Source organism: Streptomyces adelaidensis, from assembly GCF_016598475.1.
Classification (GTDB): domain Bacteria; phylum Actinomycetota; class Actinomycetes; order Streptomycetales; family Streptomycetaceae; genus Streptomyces; species Streptomyces adelaidensis.
Window position 1 is genome coordinate 86,026 of sequence record NZ_JAEMUX010000016.1, and the last position, 22,984, is coordinate 109,009.

Annotated in this window: 19 protein-coding genes; 10 read left to right on the top strand and 9 right to left on the bottom strand. The window is 67.6% G+C overall.

Annotation, left to right across the window (positions count from 1 at the left end):
* Nucleotides 1-611: 611 nt before the first annotated feature.
* Entirely contained in the window at nucleotides 612-2,618 is a 2,007-nt protein-coding gene (gene dnaA / locus I8N67_RS12290) for a chromosomal replication initiator protein DnaA (protein ID WP_200302971.1), read from the bottom strand.
* Between the two features lie 416 nt (nucleotides 2,619-3,034).
* Between dnaA and rpmH the strand changes: the two genes are divergently transcribed.
* From rpmH to I8N67_RS12335, 9 genes are all read left to right on the top strand, one after another.
* The gene (gene rpmH, locus I8N67_RS12295) at nucleotides 3,035-3,172 is read left to right on the top strand and encodes a 50S ribosomal protein L34 (RefSeq protein ID WP_006381191.1); all 138 of its coding nucleotides are present in this window, start codon (nucleotides 3,035-3,037) and stop codon (nucleotides 3,170-3,172) included.
* Between the two features lie 21 nt (nucleotides 3,173-3,193).
* A complete protein-coding gene (rnpA, locus tag I8N67_RS12300) occupies nucleotides 3,194-3,565 on the top strand; it encodes a ribonuclease P protein component (RefSeq protein WP_200302972.1) in 372 nt (123 codons plus the stop codon).
* Nucleotides 3,562-3,915, top strand: coding sequence for a membrane protein insertion efficiency factor YidD (gene yidD, locus I8N67_RS12305; protein ID WP_184906350.1), 354 nt, complete (start codon nucleotides 3,562-3,564; stop codon nucleotides 3,913-3,915). Before rnpA ends, yidD begins: the two co-directional genes overlap by 4 nt.
* Before the next feature lie 3 nt (nucleotides 3,916-3,918).
* Nucleotides 3,919-5,196: a membrane protein insertase YidC gene (gene yidC, locus I8N67_RS12310; RefSeq protein ID WP_200302973.1), complete on the top strand. Its 1,278-nt coding sequence runs from the start codon at nucleotides 3,919-3,921 to the stop codon at nucleotides 5,194-5,196.
* A 15-nt stretch (nucleotides 5,197-5,211) separates the two neighbouring features.
* The gene (locus tag I8N67_RS12315; RefSeq protein WP_200302974.1) at nucleotides 5,212-5,727 is read left to right on the top strand and encodes a Jag family protein; all 516 of its coding nucleotides are present in this window, start codon (nucleotides 5,212-5,214) and stop codon (nucleotides 5,725-5,727) included.
* Between the two features lie 116 nt (nucleotides 5,728-5,843).
* Nucleotides 5,844-6,560, top strand: a complete 717-nt coding sequence (gene rsmG, locus I8N67_RS12320) for a 16S rRNA (guanine(527)-N(7))-methyltransferase RsmG (protein ID WP_200302975.1) — start codon at nucleotides 5,844-5,846, stop codon at nucleotides 6,558-6,560.
* A 333-nt stretch (nucleotides 6,561-6,893) separates the two neighbouring features.
* A complete protein-coding gene (locus I8N67_RS12325) occupies nucleotides 6,894-7,967 on the top strand; it encodes a ParA family protein (protein WP_200303023.1) in 1,074 nt (357 codons plus the stop codon).
* The gene (locus I8N67_RS12330; protein WP_200302976.1) at nucleotides 7,964-9,061 is read left to right on the top strand and encodes a ParB/RepB/Spo0J family partition protein; all 1,098 of its coding nucleotides are present in this window, start codon (nucleotides 7,964-7,966) and stop codon (nucleotides 9,059-9,061) included. The genes I8N67_RS12325 and I8N67_RS12330 overlap by 4 nt, the downstream gene beginning before the upstream one ends.
* Nucleotides 9,062-9,387: 326 nt before the next feature.
* Nucleotides 9,388-10,005, top strand: a complete 618-nt coding sequence (locus I8N67_RS12335) for a GNAT family N-acetyltransferase (RefSeq protein WP_200302977.1) — start codon at nucleotides 9,388-9,390, stop codon at nucleotides 10,003-10,005.
* Between the two features lie 128 nt (nucleotides 10,006-10,133).
* Here I8N67_RS12335 and trxA read toward each other — a convergent pair whose 3' ends face one another.
* From trxA to I8N67_RS12370, 7 genes are all read right to left on the bottom strand, one after another.
* Nucleotides 10,134-10,472: a thioredoxin gene (trxA, locus tag I8N67_RS12340; RefSeq protein WP_200302979.1), complete on the bottom strand. Its 339-nt coding sequence runs from the start codon at nucleotides 10,470-10,472 to the stop codon at nucleotides 10,134-10,136.
* Between the two features lie 41 nt (nucleotides 10,473-10,513).
* Nucleotides 10,514-11,485, bottom strand: coding sequence for a thioredoxin-disulfide reductase (gene trxB / locus I8N67_RS12345; RefSeq protein WP_200302981.1), 972 nt, complete (start codon nucleotides 11,483-11,485; stop codon nucleotides 10,514-10,516).
* Nucleotides 11,486-11,657: 172 nt separating this feature from the next.
* On the bottom strand, nucleotides 11,658-12,581 hold the full coding sequence (locus I8N67_RS12350) for an anti-sigma factor family protein (protein ID WP_200302983.1): 924 nt from the start codon (nucleotides 12,579-12,581) through the stop codon (nucleotides 11,658-11,660).
* A complete protein-coding gene (sigM, locus tag I8N67_RS12355; protein WP_200302984.1) occupies nucleotides 12,578-13,291 on the bottom strand; it encodes an RNA polymerase sigma factor SigM in 714 nt (237 codons plus the stop codon). Before sigM ends, I8N67_RS12350 begins: the two co-directional genes overlap by 4 nt.
* A 24-nt stretch (nucleotides 13,292-13,315) precedes the next feature.
* Nucleotides 13,316-15,046, bottom strand: coding sequence for a protein kinase family protein (locus I8N67_RS12360; protein ID WP_200302985.1), 1,731 nt, complete (start codon nucleotides 15,044-15,046; stop codon nucleotides 13,316-13,318).
* Nucleotides 15,047-15,164: 118 nt separating this feature from the next.
* Nucleotides 15,165-17,393 (bottom strand): murein biosynthesis integral membrane protein MurJ, encoded by a 2,229-nt coding sequence (gene murJ, locus I8N67_RS12365; protein WP_200302986.1) that lies wholly within the window; start codon nucleotides 17,391-17,393, stop codon nucleotides 15,165-15,167.
* Between the two features lie 48 nt (nucleotides 17,394-17,441).
* Nucleotides 17,442-19,850 carry a DUF6049 family protein gene (locus tag I8N67_RS12370; protein WP_200302987.1) on the bottom strand — a complete coding sequence of 803 codons (2,409 nt, stop codon included), beginning with the start codon at nucleotides 19,848-19,850 and terminating at the stop codon, nucleotides 17,442-17,444.
* A 235-nt stretch (nucleotides 19,851-20,085) separates the two neighbouring features.
* Here I8N67_RS12370 and I8N67_RS12375 point away from each other — a divergent pair, with 235 nt between their 5' ends.
* Complete coding sequence (locus I8N67_RS12375) at nucleotides 20,086-21,534, top strand: CCA tRNA nucleotidyltransferase (RefSeq protein ID WP_200302988.1); 1,449 nt, start codon at nucleotides 20,086-20,088, stop codon at nucleotides 21,532-21,534.
* Nucleotides 21,535-21,689: 155 nt separating this feature from the next.
* Here I8N67_RS12375 and I8N67_RS12380 read toward each other — a convergent pair whose 3' ends face one another.
* Nucleotides 21,690-22,979 (bottom strand): MFS transporter, encoded by a 1,290-nt coding sequence (locus tag I8N67_RS12380; RefSeq protein WP_200302989.1) that lies wholly within the window; start codon nucleotides 22,977-22,979, stop codon nucleotides 21,690-21,692.
* Nucleotides 22,980-22,984 lie beyond the last annotated feature (5 nt).

The following is a 22,984-nucleotide window of genomic DNA, read 5'->3' on the forward strand; positions in this document are numbered from 1 at the left end:
GCGGCAAATTTTGTCCACCGGGCCTGTGGGTGGAGGCGGTGGACAACCAGGGGTATCTGTGGAGAACAGAAAGTTCTGCACACACCGTGCACAGCCTCGGGGCACTTGTCCCCAACGGCGTCCCCAGCTTTACCCGCCTTTCCCACAGGCCAACCAGGCAACTTCGTGTGACGCCTTTCACTCGACATGGTGAGGAGGCGCTTTGGCTTGCCGAACAGTGGACAGGCGTGTGGAGAAGCGGGGGATCGCTGGGGACAACAGGTCCGAGCCTGTGGGCCGTCGGTGGACAACTGCGTCCACAGGCTGTGGAGCCTCTCTTTGTCCACAGGCTGTGGATATCTTTCGTCCACGGATCCACAGGCAGTTGACCTGGCTCGATGATCTCTCGTCGCCTCCCCCTGTGGACACGATCTGCATAACTTCCCGGTCCCCAGGGTGTGGACGGAAAAAAGTCCCCCAATCTGTGGAGGGCGGCCGTAACGCGGCGGGTATTCGAACACTTGGTGACGGCCCGGCGATGGCGGAAGCCGTCGGCAACCAGGCCCACAGACCACGAAGGCGCCCTCGGGAACTCGTCCCGGGGCGCCCTCAGCGACGTACGACGGCTTCCGTCAGCCGTTCTTGATGCGGTTGGTCAGCTCCGTCACCTGGTTGTAGATGGAGCGTCGCTCGGCCATCAGCGCGCGGATCTTGCGGTCGGCGTGCATGACAGTCGTGTGGTCGCGGTTGCCGAACTGCGCGCCGATCTTGGGCAGCGACAGGTCGGTCAGCTCGCGGCACAGGTACATGGCGATCTGCCGGGCGGTCACCAGGGCGCGGCCACGTGAGGTGCCGCACAGGTCCTCGACCGTGAGACCGAAGTAGTCGGCCGTCGCACCCATGATCGCGGTCGCGGTGATCTCGGGGGACGCGTTCTCGCCTCCCGGGATCAGATCCTTGAGGACGATCTCGGTCAGACCGAGATCGACCGGCTGCCGGTTCAGCGACGCGAAAGCCGTCACGCGGATCAGCGCGCCCTCCAGCTCGCGGATGTTGCGCGAGATGCGGGACGCGATGAACTCCAGTACCTCCGGCGGGGCGTTGAGCTGCTCCTGTACCGCCTTCTTGCGGAGGATCGCGATACGCGTCTCCAGCTCGGGCGGCTGGACGTCGGTGATCAGCCCCCACTCGAAACGGTTCCGCAGCCGGTCCTCCAGGGTCACCAGCTGCTTGGGCGGCCGGTCGCTGGAGAGCACGATCTGCTTGTTCGCGTTGTGGAGCGTATTGAAGGTGTGGAAGAACTCCTCCTGCGTCGACTCCTTGTCCGCGAGGAACTGGATGTCGTCGACGAGCAGGATGTCCATCTCGCGGTATCGCTTGCGGAAGCTGTCGCCCTTGCCGTCGCGGATGGAGTTGATGAACTCGTTGGTGAACTCCTCGGAGCTCACGTACCGCACCCGCGTGCCCGGGTAGAGGCTGCGCGCGTAGTGCCCGATCGCGTGCAGGAGGTGCGTTTTGCCTAGTCCCGACTCCCCATAGATGAAGAGGGGGTTGTATGCCTTCGCCGGCGCCTCGGCGACCGCTACCGCTGCCGCATGCGCGAAGCGGTTCGAGGCGCCGATGACGAACGTGTCGAAGAGGTACTTCGGGTTCAGGCGTGCCGTCGGCTCACCGGGACCTGGCGCCGGCGCGGGCTTCGCCGCCATCGGTCCGGGCGCGCTGCCGGCCGGGCCGCCCCGGTGTACATGCCCCGAACCCGGCGGCTCGGGGCGCTCACGCCGGTCGGGCCGCTGATAGTCGGAATCGGCACCCGGCCGGTCGTAGTCGCCGCGAGGCTGGTCGTAGTCGGCGCGCTGCTGGTCGTACGGCGGCCGCTCCATCGACTGCGGGCGGTAGTCCTGCGACGGCGACGCGTACGGATCGCGGTCCGGGAAACCCAGCCGCTGCTGCTGCCAGCCGTAGTCGTCCTGCGACGGCCGCGGCCACGCGCCCGGCTCGGGCCGCTGGTATTCGGACGGATAGGCGGGGCGCGCGGTCGGAAGCTGGTCCGTGCGGCCGTTGGGGAGCTGATCCGGGCGCGGGGGCGGCAGCTGGTCGCCGGGCCCGCCGGTCTGCTGCTCGCCGCGACCCGGACCGCGGTCGTCGGCACGGTGGCGGCCGTAGCCCTCGTAGGGACCGCGGCCCTGGCCGTCGTACCCGTTCTGGTTGTCGTACGAATTCTGGTTCTCGTACGCACCGCGCGAGTCGCGCCCCTGACCGTTGTACGCGTCTCTGCCGTCGTAGGCGTCGCGGCTCTGGCCCGGGGCGGAGGGGAGCTCGGGCTCCTCGAAGCGGGGCTGGACCGGCGGGGGCGGGGGCTCGCCCACCGAACTGTCGACAGTGATCGCGATGCGGATCGGACGGCCGCACTCGCGGCTCAGGGTCTCACTGACGATCGGCGCGAGACGGCCTTCGAGTACGCCCTTCGCGAACTCGTTCGGGACCGCGAGAAGAGCCGTGTCCGCGACCAGCGCGAGCGGCTGACAGCGCTTGATCCAGCGCTCGTCCTTCACCTCGACGCCTTGACCGCGGCCCTCACCCAGGAGCTTTTCCAGTACTCGTGGCCACACTGCGGCAAGATCGGCAGGTACGTCAGCCACAGGGCACGCTCTCTCACAGGTCCCACGAACGTGTGGTTCTGGGACGGGTCGGTTTGAAACTCGGGTGGTGCGCTCGGAACGAGGTGCTGGTGGGGGAGTCGGGGCCCAGCGGCCTGAGTGAAGAGAACGAATCGGAGTTCAGTCACGGTAGTCACGGCGGCCGGTACGGTTCAAGTTGTTGTCCCCAGGCTGTGGATAGTGTCTCCCGGTGACCTCTGGTTTGACCGGATGGCGTAGCCGCGCGTACCGTAACCAGGTCGAGTTGTCGATGGCTGCTGCCGCCTGCCTCCGATGGGCCAAGATCGCGTCAGGTGATCGGGAAGCGGTGCACTCGGGCGTAACGAGAGCTACTCGTGGGCGCACGGTGACAGCCAGGACGGCACCCGCCACCACCGATTGATTTCTGGAGCCCCCGAGTGAGCAAGCGCACCTTCCAGCCGAACAACCGTCGTCGTGCCAAGACCCACGGCTTCCGCCTGCGGATGCGTACCCGTGCCGGTCGCGCGATTCTCGCGAACCGCCGTGGCAAGGGTCGCGCAAGCCTGTCCGCCTGATCCTGATCAGGTCATGACGTCGTGCTGCCTACCGAGCATCGGCTGAGGCGGCGCGAGGACTTCGCGACCGCAGTACGACGAGGGCGCCGGGCCGGCCGCCCGCTGCTCGTCGTCCATCTTCGTAGCGGTACCACGGACCCGCACGCGCCTGGGGAGAGCGCTCCCCCGACGCGTGCGGGTTTCGTCGTCAGCAAGGCTGTCGGCGGCTCGGTCGTACGGAACAAGGTGAAGCGCAGGCTTCGCCATCTGATGCGCGATCGAGTCGCTCTGTTGCCCCCCGGTAGCCTGGTAGTCGTACGAGCGCTGCCCGGCGCGGGCGACGCCGACCACGTACAACTGGCCCAAGACCTGGATGCCGCCATACGGCGGCTGCTGGGAGGGGGCGCACGATGAAGTACCCGCTGCTGGCGCTGATCAAGCTGTACCAGTGGACGATCAGTCCGCTGCTCGGGCCGGTGTGCAAGTACTACCCGTCGTGCTCCCACTACGGCTTTACGGCCATCGACCGGCACGGTGCGATCAAGGGAACGGCACTGACCGCCTGGCGCATCCTGCGGTGCAATCCGTGGTCGCTCGGCGGTGTGGACCATGTCCCTCCGCGTAAGCGGCCACGGTGGCACGAGATGTTGCGTGGCGCCTGGCGTGCACGCAAGGGCGGGACCTCCGCCGCCGAACCGGCCACCGAGGGGCATGTCTCCTCGGGCCCGGCCGCAGAGACCCCGTCCCATGCCCAAGGAGCATGATTAGTGGACACGATTGCCAGCCTCTTCAGCTTCATCACGACACCTGTCTCCTGGGTCATCGTCCAGTTCCACAAGGTGTACGGCGCCCTCTTCGGCGACGACACCGGGTGGGCCTGGGGCCTGTCCATCGTGTCCTTGGTGATCCTGATCCGTATCTGCCTGATCCCGCTCTTCGTGAAGCAGATCAAGGCGACCCGGGCCATGCAGACGCTGCAGCCCGAGATGAAGAAGATCCAGGAGCGCTACAAGAACGACAAGCAGCGTCAGTCCGAAGAGATGATGAAGCTGTACAAGGAGACGGGCACCAACCCGCTCTCCTCGTGCCTTCCCATCTTGGCGCAGTCACCGTTCTTCTTCGCGCTGTACCACGTGCTCAACAGCATCGCGAACAACGACACCATCGGTTCCATCAACCAGAGCCTGCTGGACAGCGCGCAGAAGGCGCACATCTTCGGGGCCCCGCTGGCCGCGAAGTTCACCGACAGCTCCGCCGATATCACCGCACTCGACGCCTCGCTGACCACCGTCCGCATCGTCACCGCGGTCATGATCGTCCTGATGTCGGCGTCGCAGTTCTACACGCAGCGCCAGCTGATGACGAAGAACGTCGACACCACAGTGAAGACGCCGTTCATGCAGCAGCAGAAGATGCTGATGTACGTCTTCCCCATCATGTTCGCCGTCTTCGGTATCAACTTCCCGGTCGGTGTCCTCGTCTACTGGCTGACCACCAACGTGTGGACCATGGGCCAGCAGATGTACGTCATCCACAACAACCCGACCCCGGGTTCCAAGGCTCAGGCCGCGTACCTGGAGCGCCTCTTCAAGCACGTCACACGGCACGGCAAGACCCGCAATCGCCGTGAGCGCGCCATCGTCAAGGCGATCGTCGTCAAAGGCCGTGACCGTAACGAGCACGAGCGGAAGTTCATCAACGGCCTGAGCAAGGAGAACCTCGCTGCCCAGGCCGACGGCACCGTGGTCACGAGCGAGGCCTCCGCCGTCGAAACGGCCGAGGACGGTACGCCGACGACCCCCAAGCGCCAGCAGCCCAAGCGTCAGACCAAGGCCCAGCGCCAGTCCGGTGGTGCGAAGACCACCGACGACGACGAGCCGAAGAACGAGCCCATCTCGCTGAGCAAGACCGACGAGCCGGAGGACGCCAAGCCGGCGGCCGCTGCCAAGAAGGCCGCGCCCAAGCCCGGCGCCGGTGGCCGCAGCAAGGCCCAGTCCGGTCAGCGCAAGGGCCAGCAGCGCCCCAAGTCCCCGTCCAAGAAGTAAGAAGGAGCCCATCCCGTGACGGAAGGCACCACATCCGCCGACGCCTCCGAGGGCGGCGACACCCTCACCCGCCTGGAGCAGGAGGGTGAGATCGCGGCGGACTACCTCGAAGGTCTGCTGGACATCGTCGATCTCGACGGCGACATCGACATGGACGTCGAGGCCGACCGTGCCTCTGTCTCGATCATCAGCGACTCCGGTGGCCGTGATCTGAACAAGCTCGTCGGCCGCGAGGGCGAGGTGCTTGAGGCGCTCCAGGAGCTCACGCGTCTGGCCGTGCACCGTGAGACCGGTGACCGCAGCCGTCTGATGCTGGACATCGCGGGCTACCGCGCCAAGAAGCGCGCCGAGCTCTCGGAGCTGGGCGCCAAGGCCGCGGCGGAGGCCAAGAGCACCGGCGAGCCCGTGAAGCTCCAGCCGATGACGCCCTTCGAGCGCAAGGTCGTGCACGACGCGGTCAAGTCCGCCGGCCTGCGCAGCGAATCCGAGGGCGAGGAGCCGCAGCGCTTCGTCGTCGTGCTTCCCGCCTGATTCGGTACGTACGTTCCTCCGGCCCCGTCTGTTGCGCAGGCGGGGCCGAACTTTGTCAGCCTGTTGTTCTGGTGTCAGCGCCCAGTGCGCTTTTGCGGTACGGAAGGACGGTCCCCGTGACGGAGGCAGCGGAGCTCCCCCCTGCGCCCGAGGAGGCGCGCGACGTATTCGGTGATCGCTACTCGGACGCGGTCCGGTACGCCGAACTCCTGGCTGAGACGGGAGTGCAGCGGGGGCTCATCGGCCCGCGGGAGGTGCCCCGCCTGTGGGAGAGGCACCTGCTGAACTGCGCGGTGCTCTCTGAGGTCGTTCCCGAGGGGGTGACGGTGTGCGATGTCGGATCCGGTGCCGGACTGCCTGGCATTCCGCTGGCCCTTGTCCGGGAAGACCTGAAGATCACGCTGCTGGAGCCGCTGCTTCGGCGCACGAACTTCCTGACCGAGGTCGTCGAGTTGCTGGGTCTCGACCATGTGACCGTCGTCCGCGGCCGGGCGGAGGAGGTCTTGGGGACACTTCAGCCTGTGCACGTGGTGACGGCACGAGCGGTCGCTCCGCTGGACCGGCTGGCTGCCTGGGGCATCCCGCTGCTCCGCCCCTACGGAGAGATGTTGGCGCTGAAGGGGGACACCGCCGAGGAGGAGCTAAAGAGCGCTGCCGCCGCCCTGAGCAAGCTCGGCGCGGTGGAGACCTCCATCCTCCATGTCGGCGAAGGCGTGGTCGATCCGCTGTCCACGGTCGTCCGTGTGGAGGTCGGGGAGAGCCCGGGTGGCGTGCGCTTCGCGGCGAAGCGGGCGAAGGCGGCCCGGGCGGGGCGGGTACGTCGACGCCGGTGAAGGCCGGGAAGTCGGGAGAGCTCTGCTCGGGTGCGGTCAGCGGCGTCGTTGATCTGGACGTTGGCTGATCCGTCCTGACGACGAGTCGTACTCCACACAAGCTTCCAAACCTATGCATCTCGGAGTGTCGCGCGGTTGTGGGCGTTGCCGCTAGGCATCGTGTTTCACGTGAAACGTCGCTCACTGCTTCACGGCATCATCAGTCGTGGCCGCGCCGCGGCCGAACCGCGCGACCGGAAGCCTCTCGGGTCACTCGGAGAGGTAACGGAGTTTTCCACAGAGGTGGTTTTCTCCACAGAACACCAGGCCTCACTGGTTCGCGACCCCGAAGACATGGGAGGCTCTGTTCATTGCGAGCCTGAAGTCGAGGAGAGTGAATCCTTGCGGTCCGACGCCAACATCGCGGGACCGATGACCGATCCGGTCCCCGGCCCCCGTACCGAGTCGATGGGGGAGGATGTTTCACGTGAAACACCGCCCCCGATGGACGACACTCCCATCGGTCGTGCTGCCCAACTGGCGGTAGAGGCTCTGGGGCGCGCCGGTGAAGGTCTGCCACGGCCCGAGCAGACCCGAGTCATGGTGGTGGCCAACCAGAAGGGCGGGGTCGGCAAGACCACGACGACGGTGAACCTGGCTGCTTCACTGGCCCTGCACGGCGCCCGCGTTCTGGTCGTCGACCTCGATCCCCAGGGCAACGCGTCCACGGCGTTGGGGATCGACCATCATGCCGACGTGCCGTCCATCTATGACGTGCTGATCGACAGTAAGCCTCTGGCGGAAGTCGTCCAGCCCGTTCTTGATGTCGAGGGTCTCTTCTGTGCCCCTGCCACGATCGATCTCGCCGGTGCGGAGATCGAGCTGGTCTCCCTGGTGGCAAGAGAGAGCAGACTGCAGCGAGCGATTCAGGCGTACGAGCAGCCCCTGGATTACATCCTCATCGACTGCCCGCCCTCGCTCGGCCTGCTGACGGTCAACGCGTTGGTCGCCGGCCAGGAAGTCCTCATCCCGATCCAGTGCGAGTACTACGCGCTGGAGGGCCTCGGACAGCTCCTCCGCAATGTCGACCTGGTACGGGGGCACCTCAACCCCGTCCTTCATGTGTCGACCATCCTGCTCACCATGTACGACGGCAGGACGCGTCTGGCGTCCCAAGTCGCCGACGAGGTGCGCACCCACTTCGGTGAGGAGGTGCTGAGGACGAGCATTCCACGCTCGGTCCGTATCTCCGAGGCGCCGAGTTATGGGCAGACGGTACTGACCTACGATCCAGGATCGAGCGGTGCCCTCTCCTACCTTGAGGCAGCCCGTGAAATCGCGCTGAAGGGCGTGGGCGTCGGGTACGACCCGACGCAAGCCCATATCGGTGCTCAGAACAATCCGAGTGTGGTGGAGGGGATCCAGTGAGTGATCGACGAAGGGGGTTGGGCCGAGGTCTTGCCGCGCTGATCCCAGCGGCCTCGACAGGAGAGAAGGAATCTCCCGCTCAGGGAGGGCCCGCGACCGCAGCACCGGCGGCGGCATCCGTCTTCATTCCCGAACGTGGGCTGGGGTCCGCGAAGGTGGCTACGCTCCCGCCTGTTTCACGTGAAACAGAGGAGCTGTCGTCGAACGGTGCAGTGGAGGCGCCCGCAGCGCCGATCGGTGCCTACTTCGCCGAGCTGCCTCTCGACTCCATCACCCCGAACCCCCGCCAGCCGCGTGAGGTGTTCGACGAGGACCTGCTCCAGGAACTCGTCACCTCCATCAAGGAGGTCGGCCTTCTCCAGCCCATCGTCGTACGGCAGGTGGGTCCGGCTCGCTACGAGCTCATCATGGGCGAGCGGCGCTGGCGTGCCTGCCATGAGGCCGAGCTGGACGCCATCCCGGCGATCGTGCGGGCCACGGACGACGAGAAGCTTCTGCTGGACGCGCTCCTGGAGAACCTGCACCGTGCCCAACTGAACCCGTTGGAAGAGGCGTTCGCCTATGACCAGTTGCTCAAGGACTTCAACTGCACGCACGACCAGCTGGCGGACCGTATCGGTCGGTCCCGCCCGCAGGTCTCCAACACCCTGCGTCTGCTGAAGCTCTCGGCGGCGGTCCAGCGCCGGGTGGCTGCCGGTGTTCTCTCCGCGGGGCACGCCCGGGCACTGCTCTCTGTCGAGGACTCGGAGGAGCAGGACAAGCTGGCTCACCGGATCGTGGCCGAGGGACTTTCGGTCCGAGCCGTCGAGGAGATCGTCACCCTCATGGGTTCGCGGCCGCAGACTGCCGCGCGCTCCAAGGGACCACGACCCGGCTCTGTGCCCTCCCCGGCTCTGGGTGACCTGGCGACGCGCCTCTCGGATCGCTTCGAGACGCGGGTGAAGATCGATCTGGGCCAGAAGAAGGGCAAGATCACCGTTGAGTTCGCCTCCACGGAGGACCTCGAACGGATCCTGAGCACGCTGGCTCCGGGCGAGCAGCTGAGCCTCCAGAAGAGTCTCCTCGACGATGACTCCGAGGAGACCGAGGCCTGAGTCTTTCGGCTGGAAGGACGACTGTCGGCTGGTCGACCGCCCGAGCGGGCTGTATCCGATGTATACCGGACACAGCCCGCTCTTTGCTTTGAGGCGGTATCTAGGCAATCGCATCGTGGATACGATGCGTTCGGGTATGGCGCATCGACCTGGCGGATCTTCATTGGAGAGGCGGGGGCCATGCGAACCGTGAGCCGTTCCGGACTGGTGACCGCAGGCCTGGGACTGGGGGCGGTCGGCGGCTTCGTCGGCAGTCTGCTCAGGGAGCGGAGCGCTCTGACAGCCGCTCGCAACGCCGCGGGCGAAGGAAGCGAGGAACAGCCTTCATGGGGCGTCGGCTCGTACCGCTCACGCTGGACAACCTTCAGGACCTTCCCAAGCGCTGCCGCTCGTGTGTCTTCTGGGAGTTGGACCCAGTCAGCGGCGAGGCAGCGGTAAGGGCGGGCACCCCCGCCCTGGAGAAGGAGGCGTGGATCTCCGCCGTCCTGCTGGATTGGGGGTCCTGCGGTCGGGTCGTCTATGTGGACGAGGTACCGGTGGGCTTCGTGCTGTACGCGCCTCCGGCGTATGTGCCCCGCTCCACGGCGTTTCCCACGAGCCCGGTGTCTGCCGACGCGGTCCAGTTGATGACCGCTTTCATCAGGCAGGACTATCAGGGCCAGGGACTTGGCCGCGTCATGGTCCAGACGGTTGCCAAGGATCTGCTGAGGCGGGGCTTCAAGGCGATCGAGGCCTTCGGGGACGTCAGGTGGAAGGAACCGGCGTGTGTTCTTCCCGCCGACCATCTGACAGCGGTGGGCTTCAAGACGGTCCGCCCCCATCCCACGTATCCCCGGCTGAGGTTGGAGTTGCGGACGACTCTCTCCTGGAAGGAGGACGTCGAGCTGGCTCTGGACCGCCTGCTCGGAGCGGTCCAGAAGGAGCCTGCTCTGCGTCCGCTCTGACGCGTTGGAGCGGTGTTGTCTGCTTGACGGGTGCGGTGGTCGGTGCATGCGAAGGGGCCGGCCCGACCGGGCCGGCCCCTTCATGTTTCACGTGAAACATCGCCGCTGCCGTGAAACAGCGGCACCGATCACACGGTTTCGGTGATGAAGTCTTCGAGGTCCCGCACGATCGCTGCCTTCGGCTTGGCACCGACGATGGTCTTGGCGACCTCGCCACCCTGGTAGACGTTCAGGGTCGGGATGGACATGACGCCGTACTTGGCAGCCGTGGCCGGGTTCTCGTCGATGTTGAGCTTGACGATCTCGATCTTGTCGCCGTACTCCTGGGCGATCGCTTCGAGGGACGGCGCGATCTGGCGGCACGGACCGCACCAGGCGGCCCAGAAGTCCACCAGGACGGGCTTGTCGTTCTTGAGGACGTCCTGCTCGAAGGAGTCGTCGGTCACGTTCTTCAGGGTGCCGGCCACGGAGGGCTCCTAACTGGTTGGTGCGGTGGGGCGGACGGAGGTCAGACGGTGGTCTTCTCGGGCTCGGCGGCCTGGTCGCCGTCTGCGAGGGCGGCGAGGTAGCGCTCGGCGTCGAGGGCGGCGGAGCAGCCGGTGCCGGCCGCGGTGATCGCCTGGCGGTAGGTGTGGTCGACGACGTCACCGGCACCGAAGACACCGGTCAGGTTCGTCCGGGTCGAGGGGGCGGCCACCTGCAGATAGCCCTCGTCGTCCAGGTCGAGCTGACCCTTGAAGAGTTCCGTACGCGGGTCGTGGCCGATCGCGATGAACAGACCCGTCACCGGCAGTTCGGAGGTCTCGCCCGTCTTGAGGTTGCGCAGCTTGAGTCCGGCGAGCTTCTGGTCGCCCTGGATCTCGGCGACCTCGCTGTCCCACACGAAGGAGATCTTCGGGTCGGCGAACGCGCGCTCCTGCATCGCCTTGGAGGCGCGCAGCGTGTCCCGTCGGTGAACGATGGTCACGGACTTGGCGAACCGGGAGAGGAAGGTGGCCTCTTCCATCGCGGTGTCACCGCCGCCGATCACGGCGATGTCCTGGTCCTTGAAGAAGAACCCGTCACAGGTGGCGCACCAGGAGACACCGCGGCCGGAGAGGGCGTCCTCGTTCGGCAGCCCGAGTTTGCGGTGCTGCGAACCCGTGGTGACGATGACGGCCCTGGCGCGGTGCACAGTGCCCGCGGTGTCCGTGACGGTCTTGATCTCGCTGCTCAGGTCCACGGCGACGACGTCGTCCGGAATGAGCTCGGCACCGAAGCGCTCGGCCTGGCCGCGCATGTTGTCCATGAGGTCGGGGCCCATGATGCCGTCCCGGAAGCCGGGGAAGTTCTCCACCTCGGTGGTGTTCATCAGCGCGCCACCTGCGGTGACGGCGCCCTCGAACACCAGCGGCTTCAGCGACGCGCGCGCGGTGTAGAGCGCCGCCGTGTAGCCGGCGGGCCCGGAGCCGATGATGATCACGTTACGGACGTCGCTCACGGCTTGATTCCTCGTCTCTGGAGACTGCTGCGTACTGCCGGTGGGAGCTGCTCTCGGAACTCTCACCCGACCCAACGGATCCTAAGGGGCAGGCATTCCCGGTGTGTCCGGGCACACGGAGCCCGACACTGCACAGGGATGCCAGGGGTGGGAGCGATGTGAGAGACAGTACTCAGGAGCTGGGGTAGTGCTGCTTCAGCAGCACGTCACCGGCGGCCTCGGAAGACCTGTCCAAGCAGGAGGCGTCGACGACGTAAGCGATGACGCGGGTGGCGTCGGCACTGTCGGGCAGCACGACGAGATACGCGTCAGTTCCCTCATAGGTGCCCTGCTTGGACGCGAGGGTGCCTGTGATGTCGCCGATGCCCTTCGCGATACAGGGGGGCACCTTCGTCGTGAAGACCGAGTTCCTGCTCGGCTCGGGGGATTTCGACGATTCGGGGTTGTCCTGGGTGCCGAACGAACCCCCGTCGGGCGAACTCTGGCTCTCGGAGCCGGCCAGAAGTTCCGTCACCTGTTTCTCGAGTTTGACGCCTGAGAAGGTGTCGGAAGCCGGAGTCTGAGCTTCCTGCTCCGGGCCGGAACCGTTGTCGTTCATCGACTGGACCAGGACCGTGCCGAGGCCCAGGGCGGCGACTGCGAAAACGGCACTGAGGATCGTCCCACGCCGGGTGCGGCGCTTCTGGCTCGTGCGGCCCGGTCCGGTGGATGCGCGGGAGTGGCCGACGGGGCGATCCGCCGCCGATGATGTTTCACGTGAAACATGCATCGGGTCGTGCTCGTCCGACGCGGCACTGAAGGTGCCGGGCCGAACCTCCGTGGTATCGAGACCGCCGGCTGTGGCGTCCAGGAGGGCTTCGGCGGCCAAGGCAGCGTCGATCCGGCCCGCCACGTCGTCGGGCATGCGCGGCGCGCCCGGCAGGGTGCCGAGCATGCTGCGGATCTCTTCCAGGGAGGCGTAGACGTCGGCGCAGAGAGGGCACTCGTCCAGGTGCTGACGGACATCCGCGGTACGGGACGGCGGGAGCAGACCCTCGGTGAGGTCGGAGATCTCTGCGACTTCCGGGTGTCCGGCCGTGTCGGTCGTGGATGTCACGCTCGCCCACCTCCGCCCTTCACAGCAGCTGAATCGCTTGGCCCTGCATCATGTGGTCCCGCTGCGGGTGGGACGGATGTCCCCTGCGTCCGGTTCCTTCCACGCCCCGACTTTTCGCGGCCGCCACCCTCACCATTCACTCGGAGATGGGTCAGGAGCGGCAGAAGTCTGGCTCTGCCGCGGGCACAGCGGCTCTTGACGGTGCCGGTCGGCACGCCCAGGACCCGCGCGGCCTCCGCCACCGGATAGCCCTGCATGTCCACCAGGACGAGAGCCGCCCGCTGGTCCTGCGGCAGCGTGCCCAGAGCCTCCAGCAGCTGCCGGTGCAGATCATTGCGTTCGGCCGGAGCGGATGCCGACTCGTGCGGCTCCAGGAGCTGCTCCAGGCGCTCCGTGTCGTCGACGGGCGACGTCTTGCGGGAGGCCGTCTTGCGGGCACGGTCCAGGCAGGCGTTCACCGTGATGCGGTGCAGCCAGGTCGTGACGGCCGACTGACCACGGAAGGTGTGGGCGGCCCGATAGGCGGACACCAAGGCGTCCTGGACGGCATCGGCGGCCTCCTCGCGGTCTCCCAGTGTCCGCAGCGCCACCGCCCACAGCCGATCCCGGTGCCGGCGGACGAGCTCACCGAAGGCGTCGGGGTCTCCCTCGACATGTCGGGCCAGGAGATCCTGATCGCTTGCCTCGCTGTGATCAGCGCCGTGCGCCATCGGACCCCCTCCCTCGGTGAGCCGTCAGCCCGTGAACTTCACGTCGGTGATCGCCTGCTTGTATCCGGCGTTGCTGAACTGGTCACCGGCCGCCTTGGGCACGTCGGTGAGCCAGACGAGAACGTACCGGGTCTTCACCGCCTTCTTGGCGGAGATCTTCAGATCCGTCCCGCTCGTCTGATTCGTGGCGATCTTCGACATGGAGCTGAGCGGAGCGGACGACGACAGGGAATCTGCCGCGTAGAGCGTGGCCGTCGTGTGGTCGCCGGTGTAGTACAGCCCTATTGAGGCTCCTGACACCTCCTGGGCCGATCCGAGGTCGTAGACGATGCCAACGCCCTGCTTGAACGGCGCCAGCGTCGGGCCGGCGGTGTAGGAGTAGGTCCTCCAGTACGTCGACGCGCTGTTGTCGTACGTCAGATCCGCGTCGTTCGCGTGCTGGGGCTTTCCGTCCGGGTAGTACTCCGCGGCGTCCTTGATGCCGAGCGTCGTGACGGGCTTGGCTTTGTCGGTGCCCTTGTCGTTGCCGTCCGCGGTCTGGCTCGTGTCCGGCTCGCTGGACTGGTCCGCACGGTTCATGAGCGCGTCGGCGAGCTGCCAACTGCCGAGGCCGAGCGCGGCGATCAGCAGCGCCGAAACAGCCCACTTGAGGGCCTTGCCGGTACGGCTCTGCAGCGGGGGCGGCGGGGTCTGCATCATCGACTGGGTGACACCCGGGTGCTGCGCCTGACGGCCGTACGTCCCCTGCTGGTAAGTCGTGCGCTGGTAGTCGGGCGGGGCGGTGAACGCGGGCTCCGGGGGGCGGATGCGCGGCATCTCACCGATCGCCTTCACCAGTTCCTCCGGCGCCGTGCACGGAGACTCGTGGCGGGAGGCGGTGGCCCCGTCGTTGACGAGCGCGCGCATGGCGAGCTCCGACAGGCCCCGGTGGACGCCCGCCCGTACCTGGTCGGGTGCGATGAGCCCGACGCCCTTGGGGAGCCCCGAGAGGCCGTGCGCGTCGTTCTCGTACGGCCAGCGCTGGGTGAGCGACGCGTACAGCAGCGCGCCGATCGCCTCCGTGTCCGTGCGTTGCGGGGTGTCCGAAACGATGCCGCGCAGCGCGGCGTTCACCGCGAGACCACGGATGCGCCACTGCCCGGAGGCGGAGCGCAACACGGCGCTCGGGTTGAGCCGCAGATGGGAGAGGCCTTCGCGGTGCGCGGCCGTCATGGCGTGGGAGATCTGGGTGACCATCTGGTACGCGTCGTGCGGTTCGAGCGGGCCTGACGCCAGCAGGGCTGTCAGCTCCGTGGCGTCGGGAAGCCACTCGTGCACCACGTACACGAGGTCGTTCTCCTCGACCGCGTCCAGCACCTGGACGAAGCGGGGATCGCCCAGCAGCGCCGAGGAGCGGGCAGCCGCCAGCACGGAACGGGCGCGCGCGTGGTCGGCGGGCAGCACGTGCACCCCGACCGCGCGACGCAGTTTCTCGTCCACGGCACGCCAACTACTGAAACCGTCCAGACGGGTGACGCACTCTTCGAGGCGGTAGCGCCTGGCGAGCTTGTGTCCGCTGTGCAGTTCGGGCGGTGTTGTCTTCGAAGGGCTCTCGGTACCGCCGCTCCCCTGTGCCTCTTCGCTCGCCGAGCTTTCCGTGTCCCGCTCCCGGTTCTGGGCCTCCCCGTCGGCCGTGGACTGGTCCGCTTGTGCGGTCAGCGGCTTGTCGCCGCTGTTGTCTGCCACGTCGACGGCAGCCGTGCTCCGTTCCGCCACCGTCGTTCCTGCCTCCCCATCCGTTGAGCGCTCTACGGCGCCAAAGCCAATTGTGCCCACAGTCCGCCGCTATGAGCGACACGCGTCGGCGGACGATGGTTGTGCGCGTACCCCAGCCTCAGCGCCCCAGCCGCCCTCGGACCATACCGACCATCGAGTTGAGCTCTTCGATGCGCATGCGCCTCGCGGCGACATAGAAGACACCGAGCAGAACGATTCCTCCTCCGACCAGTGCGAGCATCGAGCCGCCGACGCCCTGTCCGAGCGTGCGACTGATGCCGTAGCAGGCCGCGCCGCTGAGCAGCGCCGCCGGCAGCGAGGCGATCGACAGCCGAGCGTACGTCCGCATGACCCTGGCTCCGTCCAGGTCCCCGCCCAGCCGCTTGCGCAGCCGCCGCCAGGCGATCCCGACACCGATCATGTACGCCAGACCGTAGGAGGCGGCCATACCGACCACGGCCCAGCGGGCCGGGATCACGAAGAAGCAGATCGCCGAGGCGCTCGCGTTGACGGCGGCCACGATGACCGTGTTGTAGAAGGGGGTCCGGGTGTCCTCGTACGCGTAGAAGGCGCGCAGGACGACGTACTGCACGGAGTACGGGATCAGGCCGAGACCGAAGGCCATCAGCATGAAGCCCATGTTCGTGGCCGCGCCGGTGCCGGACGAACCGAAGATCAGGGTGCACATGGGGATGCCGAGGGCGAGGAAACCGAAGGCGATCGGCACGATGGCGACCGCCGTCGTGCGCAGGCCCTGGGAGATGTCGTCCCGCACGGCGCCCGTGTCGTCCTCGGCGGCCGAGCGCGAGATGCGCGGCAGGAGGGCCGCCATGAGCGAGACGGTGATGATGGCCTGCGGCAGGCCCCAGATGAGCTGGGCGTTGGCGTAGGCGCTGAAACCGGTGCCGGCGATCCTCGTGTCCGTGACCGCCGCGGTCGCCAGCTGGGTGACGACGAGGGCACCCGCCTGGTTGGCGAGCACGAACAGGATCGTCCACTTGGCGAGCATCGCGGCCTTGCCAAGACCGTGGCCCTTCCAGTCGAAGCGCAGCCGCATCCGGAACCCGGTCTCCCGTAGATACGGGATCATCGCGAGGGACTGGACCACGAGGCCCAGAAGGATGCCGATACCGAGCAGCCGCTCGCCCTCCGGCGGGATGCTCTCGACCGACATGCGGGAGTCGGCCGCGCTGCCGTAGACCCAGAGGAACGCGCCGAGGGTGACGATGATGACGATGTTGTTCAGGACCGGGGTCCACATCATCGCGCCGAAGCGGCCACGAGCGTTGAGGATCTGACCCATCACCACGTGGATGCCCATGAAGAAGATCGACGGCAGGAAGTACCGGGTGAAGGTGACCGCGACCTCGTTGGCCGCGGGGTCGTTGGCGAGGGGGGTCGACAGCGCGCGGACGAGGAGCGGTGCGCCGAGCATGGCGAGAGCGGTGAGCAGACCGAGGATGACCATGACCAGGGTCAGCAGCCGGTTGGCGTATGCCTCGCCGCCGTCCTCGTCGTCCTTCATCGCGCGCACGAGCTGGGGCACGAAGACGGAGTTGAGACCGCCGCCGACGGTCAGGATGTAGATCATCGTCGGCAGCTGGTATGCCACCTGAAAGGACTCACCGAGGAGGCTGAGGCCCAGTGCCGAGACGATCATCGCCGAGCGGATGAAACCGGTGAGGCGCGAGACCATGGTGCCTGCGGCCATCACGGCACTCGACTTCAGCAGGCTCGAGGCGCGCCCGCCCTTCTTCGCGGGCGGCGCAGGCGGCGAGGGCGTGGCGGCGGGCGGGGGCTCCTCGTACGCCGGGCGCCCCGGACCGGGCGTCGGGGCGGGGGTGGGCCCGGGCACGGACGGCTGCCCCACCGGAATGTGGCCACTCTGCTGCTGGTCACGGAAGAGATGGGCGAACGCGTCCGGCTCGTGGCGCTCCTCGCCGGCCTGCGTCACCAGGTCGTCCACGCCGACGAACTGTGTCGTGCGGGCGTCGTCGCCGTACGGCAGATGGCGCGTCGGGCCTTCCGGCTCGGGCGCCGGCGTCTGGGCCCACACGCGCGGGTCGGGGGCGTACTGCGGCGTCGACGGTTGTGCGTAGAGCGGCTGCTGCGGCTGGTAGGTGCCCGGGGCCGGCGGTGGGTGCGCGGCACGGTCATGGAGTGCCTCGGCCACCGGGTCCTGGGCGGCCAGATCGCGCGCGCGATAGGGGTCCTGGTCGTAGGCGTCCTGGAGGTACATGTCCGCGGGGGGCTGCGGCGGCACCTGGCCCGGCCCGGGCAGCGAGCCGTCGGGGTACCCCGAATCGGCCGCGCCCTGGCCGCGGTCACCGTCGTACGGCGCGTTCATGGTTACCCCACCTCATCGTCCCCGGGCCACACCGGCCACGACAATCGCTCAACGGTCCACTCTCTCACCCGTTCCGGACGGGTCGGCGCTTCCCGGTGCGGTGTCCGGTGCCGGGTCACTCGGGTGCTCCGGCACGTCTGCCCCGGACTTCACCGGGGACTCCTCCTCGGCAGTGTGTACGACTGAGGCCCCCTCGGCGTTCGCGTCCTCCTCCGGTGAGCCGCTTTGTGACGGGTCGTCCTCCGTCGAAGTTCCCTCCGCCGCCAGCCGGGCTGCGGCGCGCTTGCGCTGGGTGTACATCCGGAATCCGGCGAGGACGAGGAGGAGAACACCACCGGCGATGACCAGCATCACCGTGGGCGTGATCTCCGTGACCTTCACGGTGAAGGTGACCGCCTCGCCGTACGCCTGGCCGTCCGCCGTGTAGAGCTGGGCGACGACGGTGACCGGTCCGTTGGCCTCGGCGTTGGTGGTGAACTTCACCGACTCGCTGTGCCCGCCGGAGATGTCGACGGTCCGCTCGGCGAAGGTATCCTCATCGATCTTCAGGCGCTTCGGGGCCTTCGACGTGAGACGCAGCGTCAGGTTGTCGACACCCTGCACGAGGTTGTTCTGCACGGTCACGGGGATCGTCGCGCTGCGGCCCGAGAGCTTCGTCTCGGACTTCTCGATCAGCCGGACCTGGTCAGTGAGCGTGTCGAGGTACGACTGCACGTCGTCGCGGTAGACCGCCGCCGCCAGGGAGCTGTCCCGCCAGGAGGTGGACATCTCCCGGTCCATGGTCCGGCCGAAGGGCGTGACCACGCGGGACGGGCTGGTGAGGATCACCTGGAAGCGGTCGAGGCCGGCCTGCGTGACCTGGATCTCTTCGAACGCGGACTTCGGCAGCGCCTGCTTCCGCAGCGACGAGGGGTACGCCGAGGCGGACGGGATCTTGGTGGCGGCACCCGGATCGGGCTTCGCGGCGGCGGCCGCGGACAGCTTCTGGGACTGCGACCAGGTTCCCCCCTGGAGCGCCGTCAGAGCCTGGGCCATCGTCTGTGCCTGGCTTGCCGACGGCATGCGCTGCGGGGCGATCACCACGCTGCGCTGCTTGTTGGTCTGGAGGTCGGTCATCAGGCTCTGGGCGAGGAACTTCTGTACCGCCAGTGTGGAGCTCTCGGCCTTCGTCATATCGCCCTGGAAGGCCGTCGAGAGCCGGGCGTCCGCGACCACGGCGGTGGTACCGCCACCGATGGGCCGCGCCGCGTTGGGCGTGTAGGGCAGGGCGCCGGTCTCCTGCAGGCTGTCGCTGCGCGTGATCACCTTGTCGGCGCCCGCGGAGATGGCGACCTTGACGATCGACGGGTCCACGGCGCCGTTCACGGGCCAGGCGAAGTCCGTGTCCGGCTCCACACGAAGGATGTTCCGCACGGTGTCTGCGGCCACGTCGGTGGCGTCCTTCAGACGGCTGAGGGAGCCGGTGATCGTCTTGCCGTTGTGCGCCAGCGACGCGAGGTCGGGGTCGGCGAAGGGAAGGGCGATCACTTCCTCGTCCTGGACCGCCGTCTCCAGTTCCGCCAGCCATTCCTCGGCGACGGCCTGGTTCTTGCCCGCCACAGTGGTGGCGCCGCTCCGGACGCGGTAGCTCTCCGTCATCGCGACGACGGACGCCAGCAGGTCCGGGTCGATCACCCAGGTGATGTCGAGGTCCTTGCCCAGCGTCAGCATCTGCTCCAGGCGGCCGCCCGCGGAGATCTCCTTGGCCAGGTCGTCGTTGAGGAAGACGGGCGTCTGCTGCTCGCCGGGGCCCGTCTCAGCCGTCAGATGGGTGGTCGAGATCAACGGCCAGAGGTACGTCGTCCTCGTCGTCGTGTCCGCCTCGTCTGGCTGCCACGGCAGGAATGTGCGCTGGATGCCGAGAACCTGGTCGTACGGAGCGGCGGAGGTTTTGCCGGAGAGTGAGACGCCGAGCTGGTAGACCCCGTCCGAGCTGAGATCCAGCTGCTTGATGGGCACCGAGATGGTGAAGGGCTGAGCCACACCGGAGGCGAGCTCGGAGAACTTCTCCACGTACTTCCCGCCGACCTCCGATCCGTCGGTGAACTGGTCGAAGCCGGTGCGCTTGGCCGCGTCGTCGATGGCCGAGCGGTTCGTCATGGCCGCCGAGGCCACGTGCAGGCCCACATGGGCGTCGGTGACCGTCTGCTTGCCTTTGTTCGTGACCGTGCCGGAGACGGTGACCGTGTCGCCGTCGGTGGGCACGCTGGGACTGAGCGAGTTCAGGGCCACCTCGACGGTGCTTGCCCCTGTGGCGTCGGCCAGGGAGGCCTTCTGCGCCGCCTGTGCGCCCGGAGCCGCAGGCAACTGCAGCACACCGGTCAGCAGAGGCGCTCCGGCGAGCAGTGCTCCGGCGCGCAGCAGCCACCGGCGGGCAGGTGAGGGACTCATCCCCTGGAAGTCTGCCGCCTCGGCCACGCGCTCGCCCGTCCCTCGTCATCGTCAGTGGTCGTCGGAATGTGCGTCCACGCATGGTAACGATGCGCGCTGAGGGGAAGTGCCGCGGTCCGCTCCACAAGATCGGGGACATGGCCGGGCTGTCCCTGTATGTGCACGTATCAAGAGGGTCGGCCATGGGGTCGTCCGCGCGAGGCCCTTCTGCACGTTCAATGGAGGAGACTGCTGCCACTGGCGGCACGTACCCTTTTCTGTTGTGCCGAACGCCAACGAAGACCTCAGTGCCCTGAGCCAGGTGCAGCGCCGCGCGGTGAGCGAACTGCTGCGGGTGTCCCCTGTCGCCGACGACCTCGCCCGCCGTTTCCAGGAGGCCGGGTTCTCGCTCGCCCTGGTCGGCGGTTCGGTCAGGGACGCGCTGCTCGGCCGGCTGGGCAACGACCTGGACTTCACGACGGACGCCCGTCCCGAGGACGTGCTGAAGATCGTGCGCCCCTGGGCGGACGCCGTCTGGGAGGTCGGTATCGCCTTCGGCACCGTGGGCGCCCAGAAGGACGGCTATCTGATCGAGGTCACGACCTACCGGTCGGAGGCCTACGACCGGACCTCGCGCAAACCTGAGGTGTCCTACGGCGACTCGATCGAGGAGGACCTCGTACGCCGTGACTTCACCGTGAACGCGATGGCGGTGGCGCTCCCCGAGAAGGAGTTCATCGACCCCCATGGCGGGCTGGAGGACCTCTCGACGCGAGTGCTGCGCACCCCGGGAACCCCTGAGGAGTCCTTCTCCGACGACCCGCTGCGCATGATGCGGGCAGCGCGGTTCGCCGCGCAGCTGGACTTCGAGGTGGCTCCCGAAGTCGTCTCGGCGATGACCGACATGGCCGGGCGCCTGGAGATCGTCTCGGCGGAGCGGGTGCGGGGCGAGCTGAACAAGCTGATCATGTCTGTCTACCCTCGCAAGGGGCTGACCCTGCTGGTTGACACCGGCCTCGCCGAGCACGTCCTGCCCGAGCTGCCGGCGCTGCGCCTGGAGCGGGACGAGCACCACCGGCACAAGGACGTCTACGACCACACGCTGATCGTGCTGGAGCAGGCGATCGCGCTGGAGGACAGCGGACCGGATCTCACTCTCCGGCTCGCCGCGCTGCTGCACGACATCGGCAAGCCCCGTACGCGCCGCTTCGAGGACGACGGTCGGGTCTCCTTCCACCACCACGAGGTGGTGGGCGCCAAGATGACCAAGAAACGCATGGCGGCCCTCAAATACTCCAACGAGCTCATCAAGGATGTCTCGCACCTGGTCGAACTCCACCTGCGCTTCCACGGGTACGGCACCGGTGAGTGGACGGACTCCGCTGTCCGCCGCTACGTGCGCGACGCCGGTCCGCTCCTCGACCGGCTCCACAAGCTGACGCGCTCCGACTGCACCACGCGGAACAAGCGCAAGGCGAACACCCTGTCCCGCGCGTACGACGGTCTCGAGGAGCGCATCTCTCAGCTTCAGGAGCAGGAGGAACTGGACGCCATCCGCCCGGACCTCGATGGCAACCAGATCATGGAGACCCTGGGTGTCGGTCCCGGCCCGGTGATCGGGCAGGCGTACAAGTTCCTGCTGGAGCTTCGGTTGGAGAACGGACCGATGGAGCACGACGAGGTCGTGGCGGCACTCAAGGAGTGGTGGACTGAGGCGTCGCAGGTTTCGTGACGGCGGATCCTCCGCCATCTTCGGACGACGGCAGCGGGCCGCAATGTTTCACGTGAAACATTGCGGCCCGCTGCCGTCGTCACCACGGGGTCGAACAGAGGCGGCACAGGAATTGGAGGGGCGATGTTTCACGTGAAACATCGCCCCTCCCCGCGTCACTCCCGCCTCTCCACCCCGAAGCGCGCCATGACCGCGGCGGTCATTCCATAGATCACGGCGACGGTGACCACCAGGGCGGCCGAGCGGCCGTCCGGCGGGAGCATCAGGGCGGCCATGGCGGCGGCACTGACGAAGGCCACGTTGAACAGGACGTCGTAGAGGGAGAAGATCCGGCCTCGGTAGCCGTCGTCGACCGAGGACTGGACGATCGTGTCCGTGGCGATCTTCGCCCCTTGAGTGACGAGCCCCAGGACGAACGCCGCGATCAATATGGGCACTTCCGTGAAGGGGAGGCCGAGAGCCGGTTCCAGCACGGCCGCGGCCGTGGCGCAGGTGACGATCCAGAGACCCGGGCCCAGTCGGCCGGCCGCCCAGGGCGTCAGCACCGCCGCGGTGAAGAATCCCGCCCCCGAGATCCCCACGGCGAGACCGAGGAGGGCCAGCCCATCCTCGGAGTCGGAAGATCCTGAACTCTCGGACGACCATGCATATCGGCAGAGCATGAGCACCATGACCGTCAGGGCGCCGTAGCAGAACCGCATCAGCGTCATCGAGGCCAACGCCCAGGCCGCCGCCCGCCGTCCTGGCTCCGCGAGATGCCGTATGCCCGAGACGAGGCCCCGTGCGGTGCCGGCGATCGCCGCGCCCAGTCGCGGCTGCACCAACTCGGAGTCCGGGCCAAGTAGTCCTCTGGCGATGCGCAGCGATGCGAGGGCCGCGCACAGGTACAGGGCCGAACCGAGGAGGACCACGGCCGCGTCTGAATCCGAGGCCACCAGCCGTACGGCGAAGGCGAGTCCGCCCCCTGCGGTCGCGGCGAGCGTTCCCGCTGTGGGGGAAAGTGAGTTGGCGATCACCAGACGGTCGGCGTCCACCACACGGGGCAGGGCCGCGGAGAGTCCCGCCAGGACGAAGCGGTTGACCGCTGTGACACACAGCGCGGAGACATAGAAGAGCCAGTCGGGCACGTGGCTCAAGACCAGAACGGCTGTCACCGTCGCCAGCAGGGCGCGCAGCAGATTGCCGTACAACAGCACCTGGCGGCGCCGCCAGCGGTCCAGCAGGACGCCCGCGAAAGGCCCGACGAGGGAGTACGGGAGGAGCAGGACCGCCATAGCGGAGGCGATCGCGGCCGCCGATGTCTGCTTCTCGGGCGAGAAGACGACGTACGTGGCGAGCGCCACCTGATAGACGCCGTCGGCCCCCTGGGACAGCAGCCGTACGGCGAGCAGACGCCGGAAGTCCCGGAAGCGCAGGAGTACCCGCAGGTCACGTACGACAGCCATGGGGC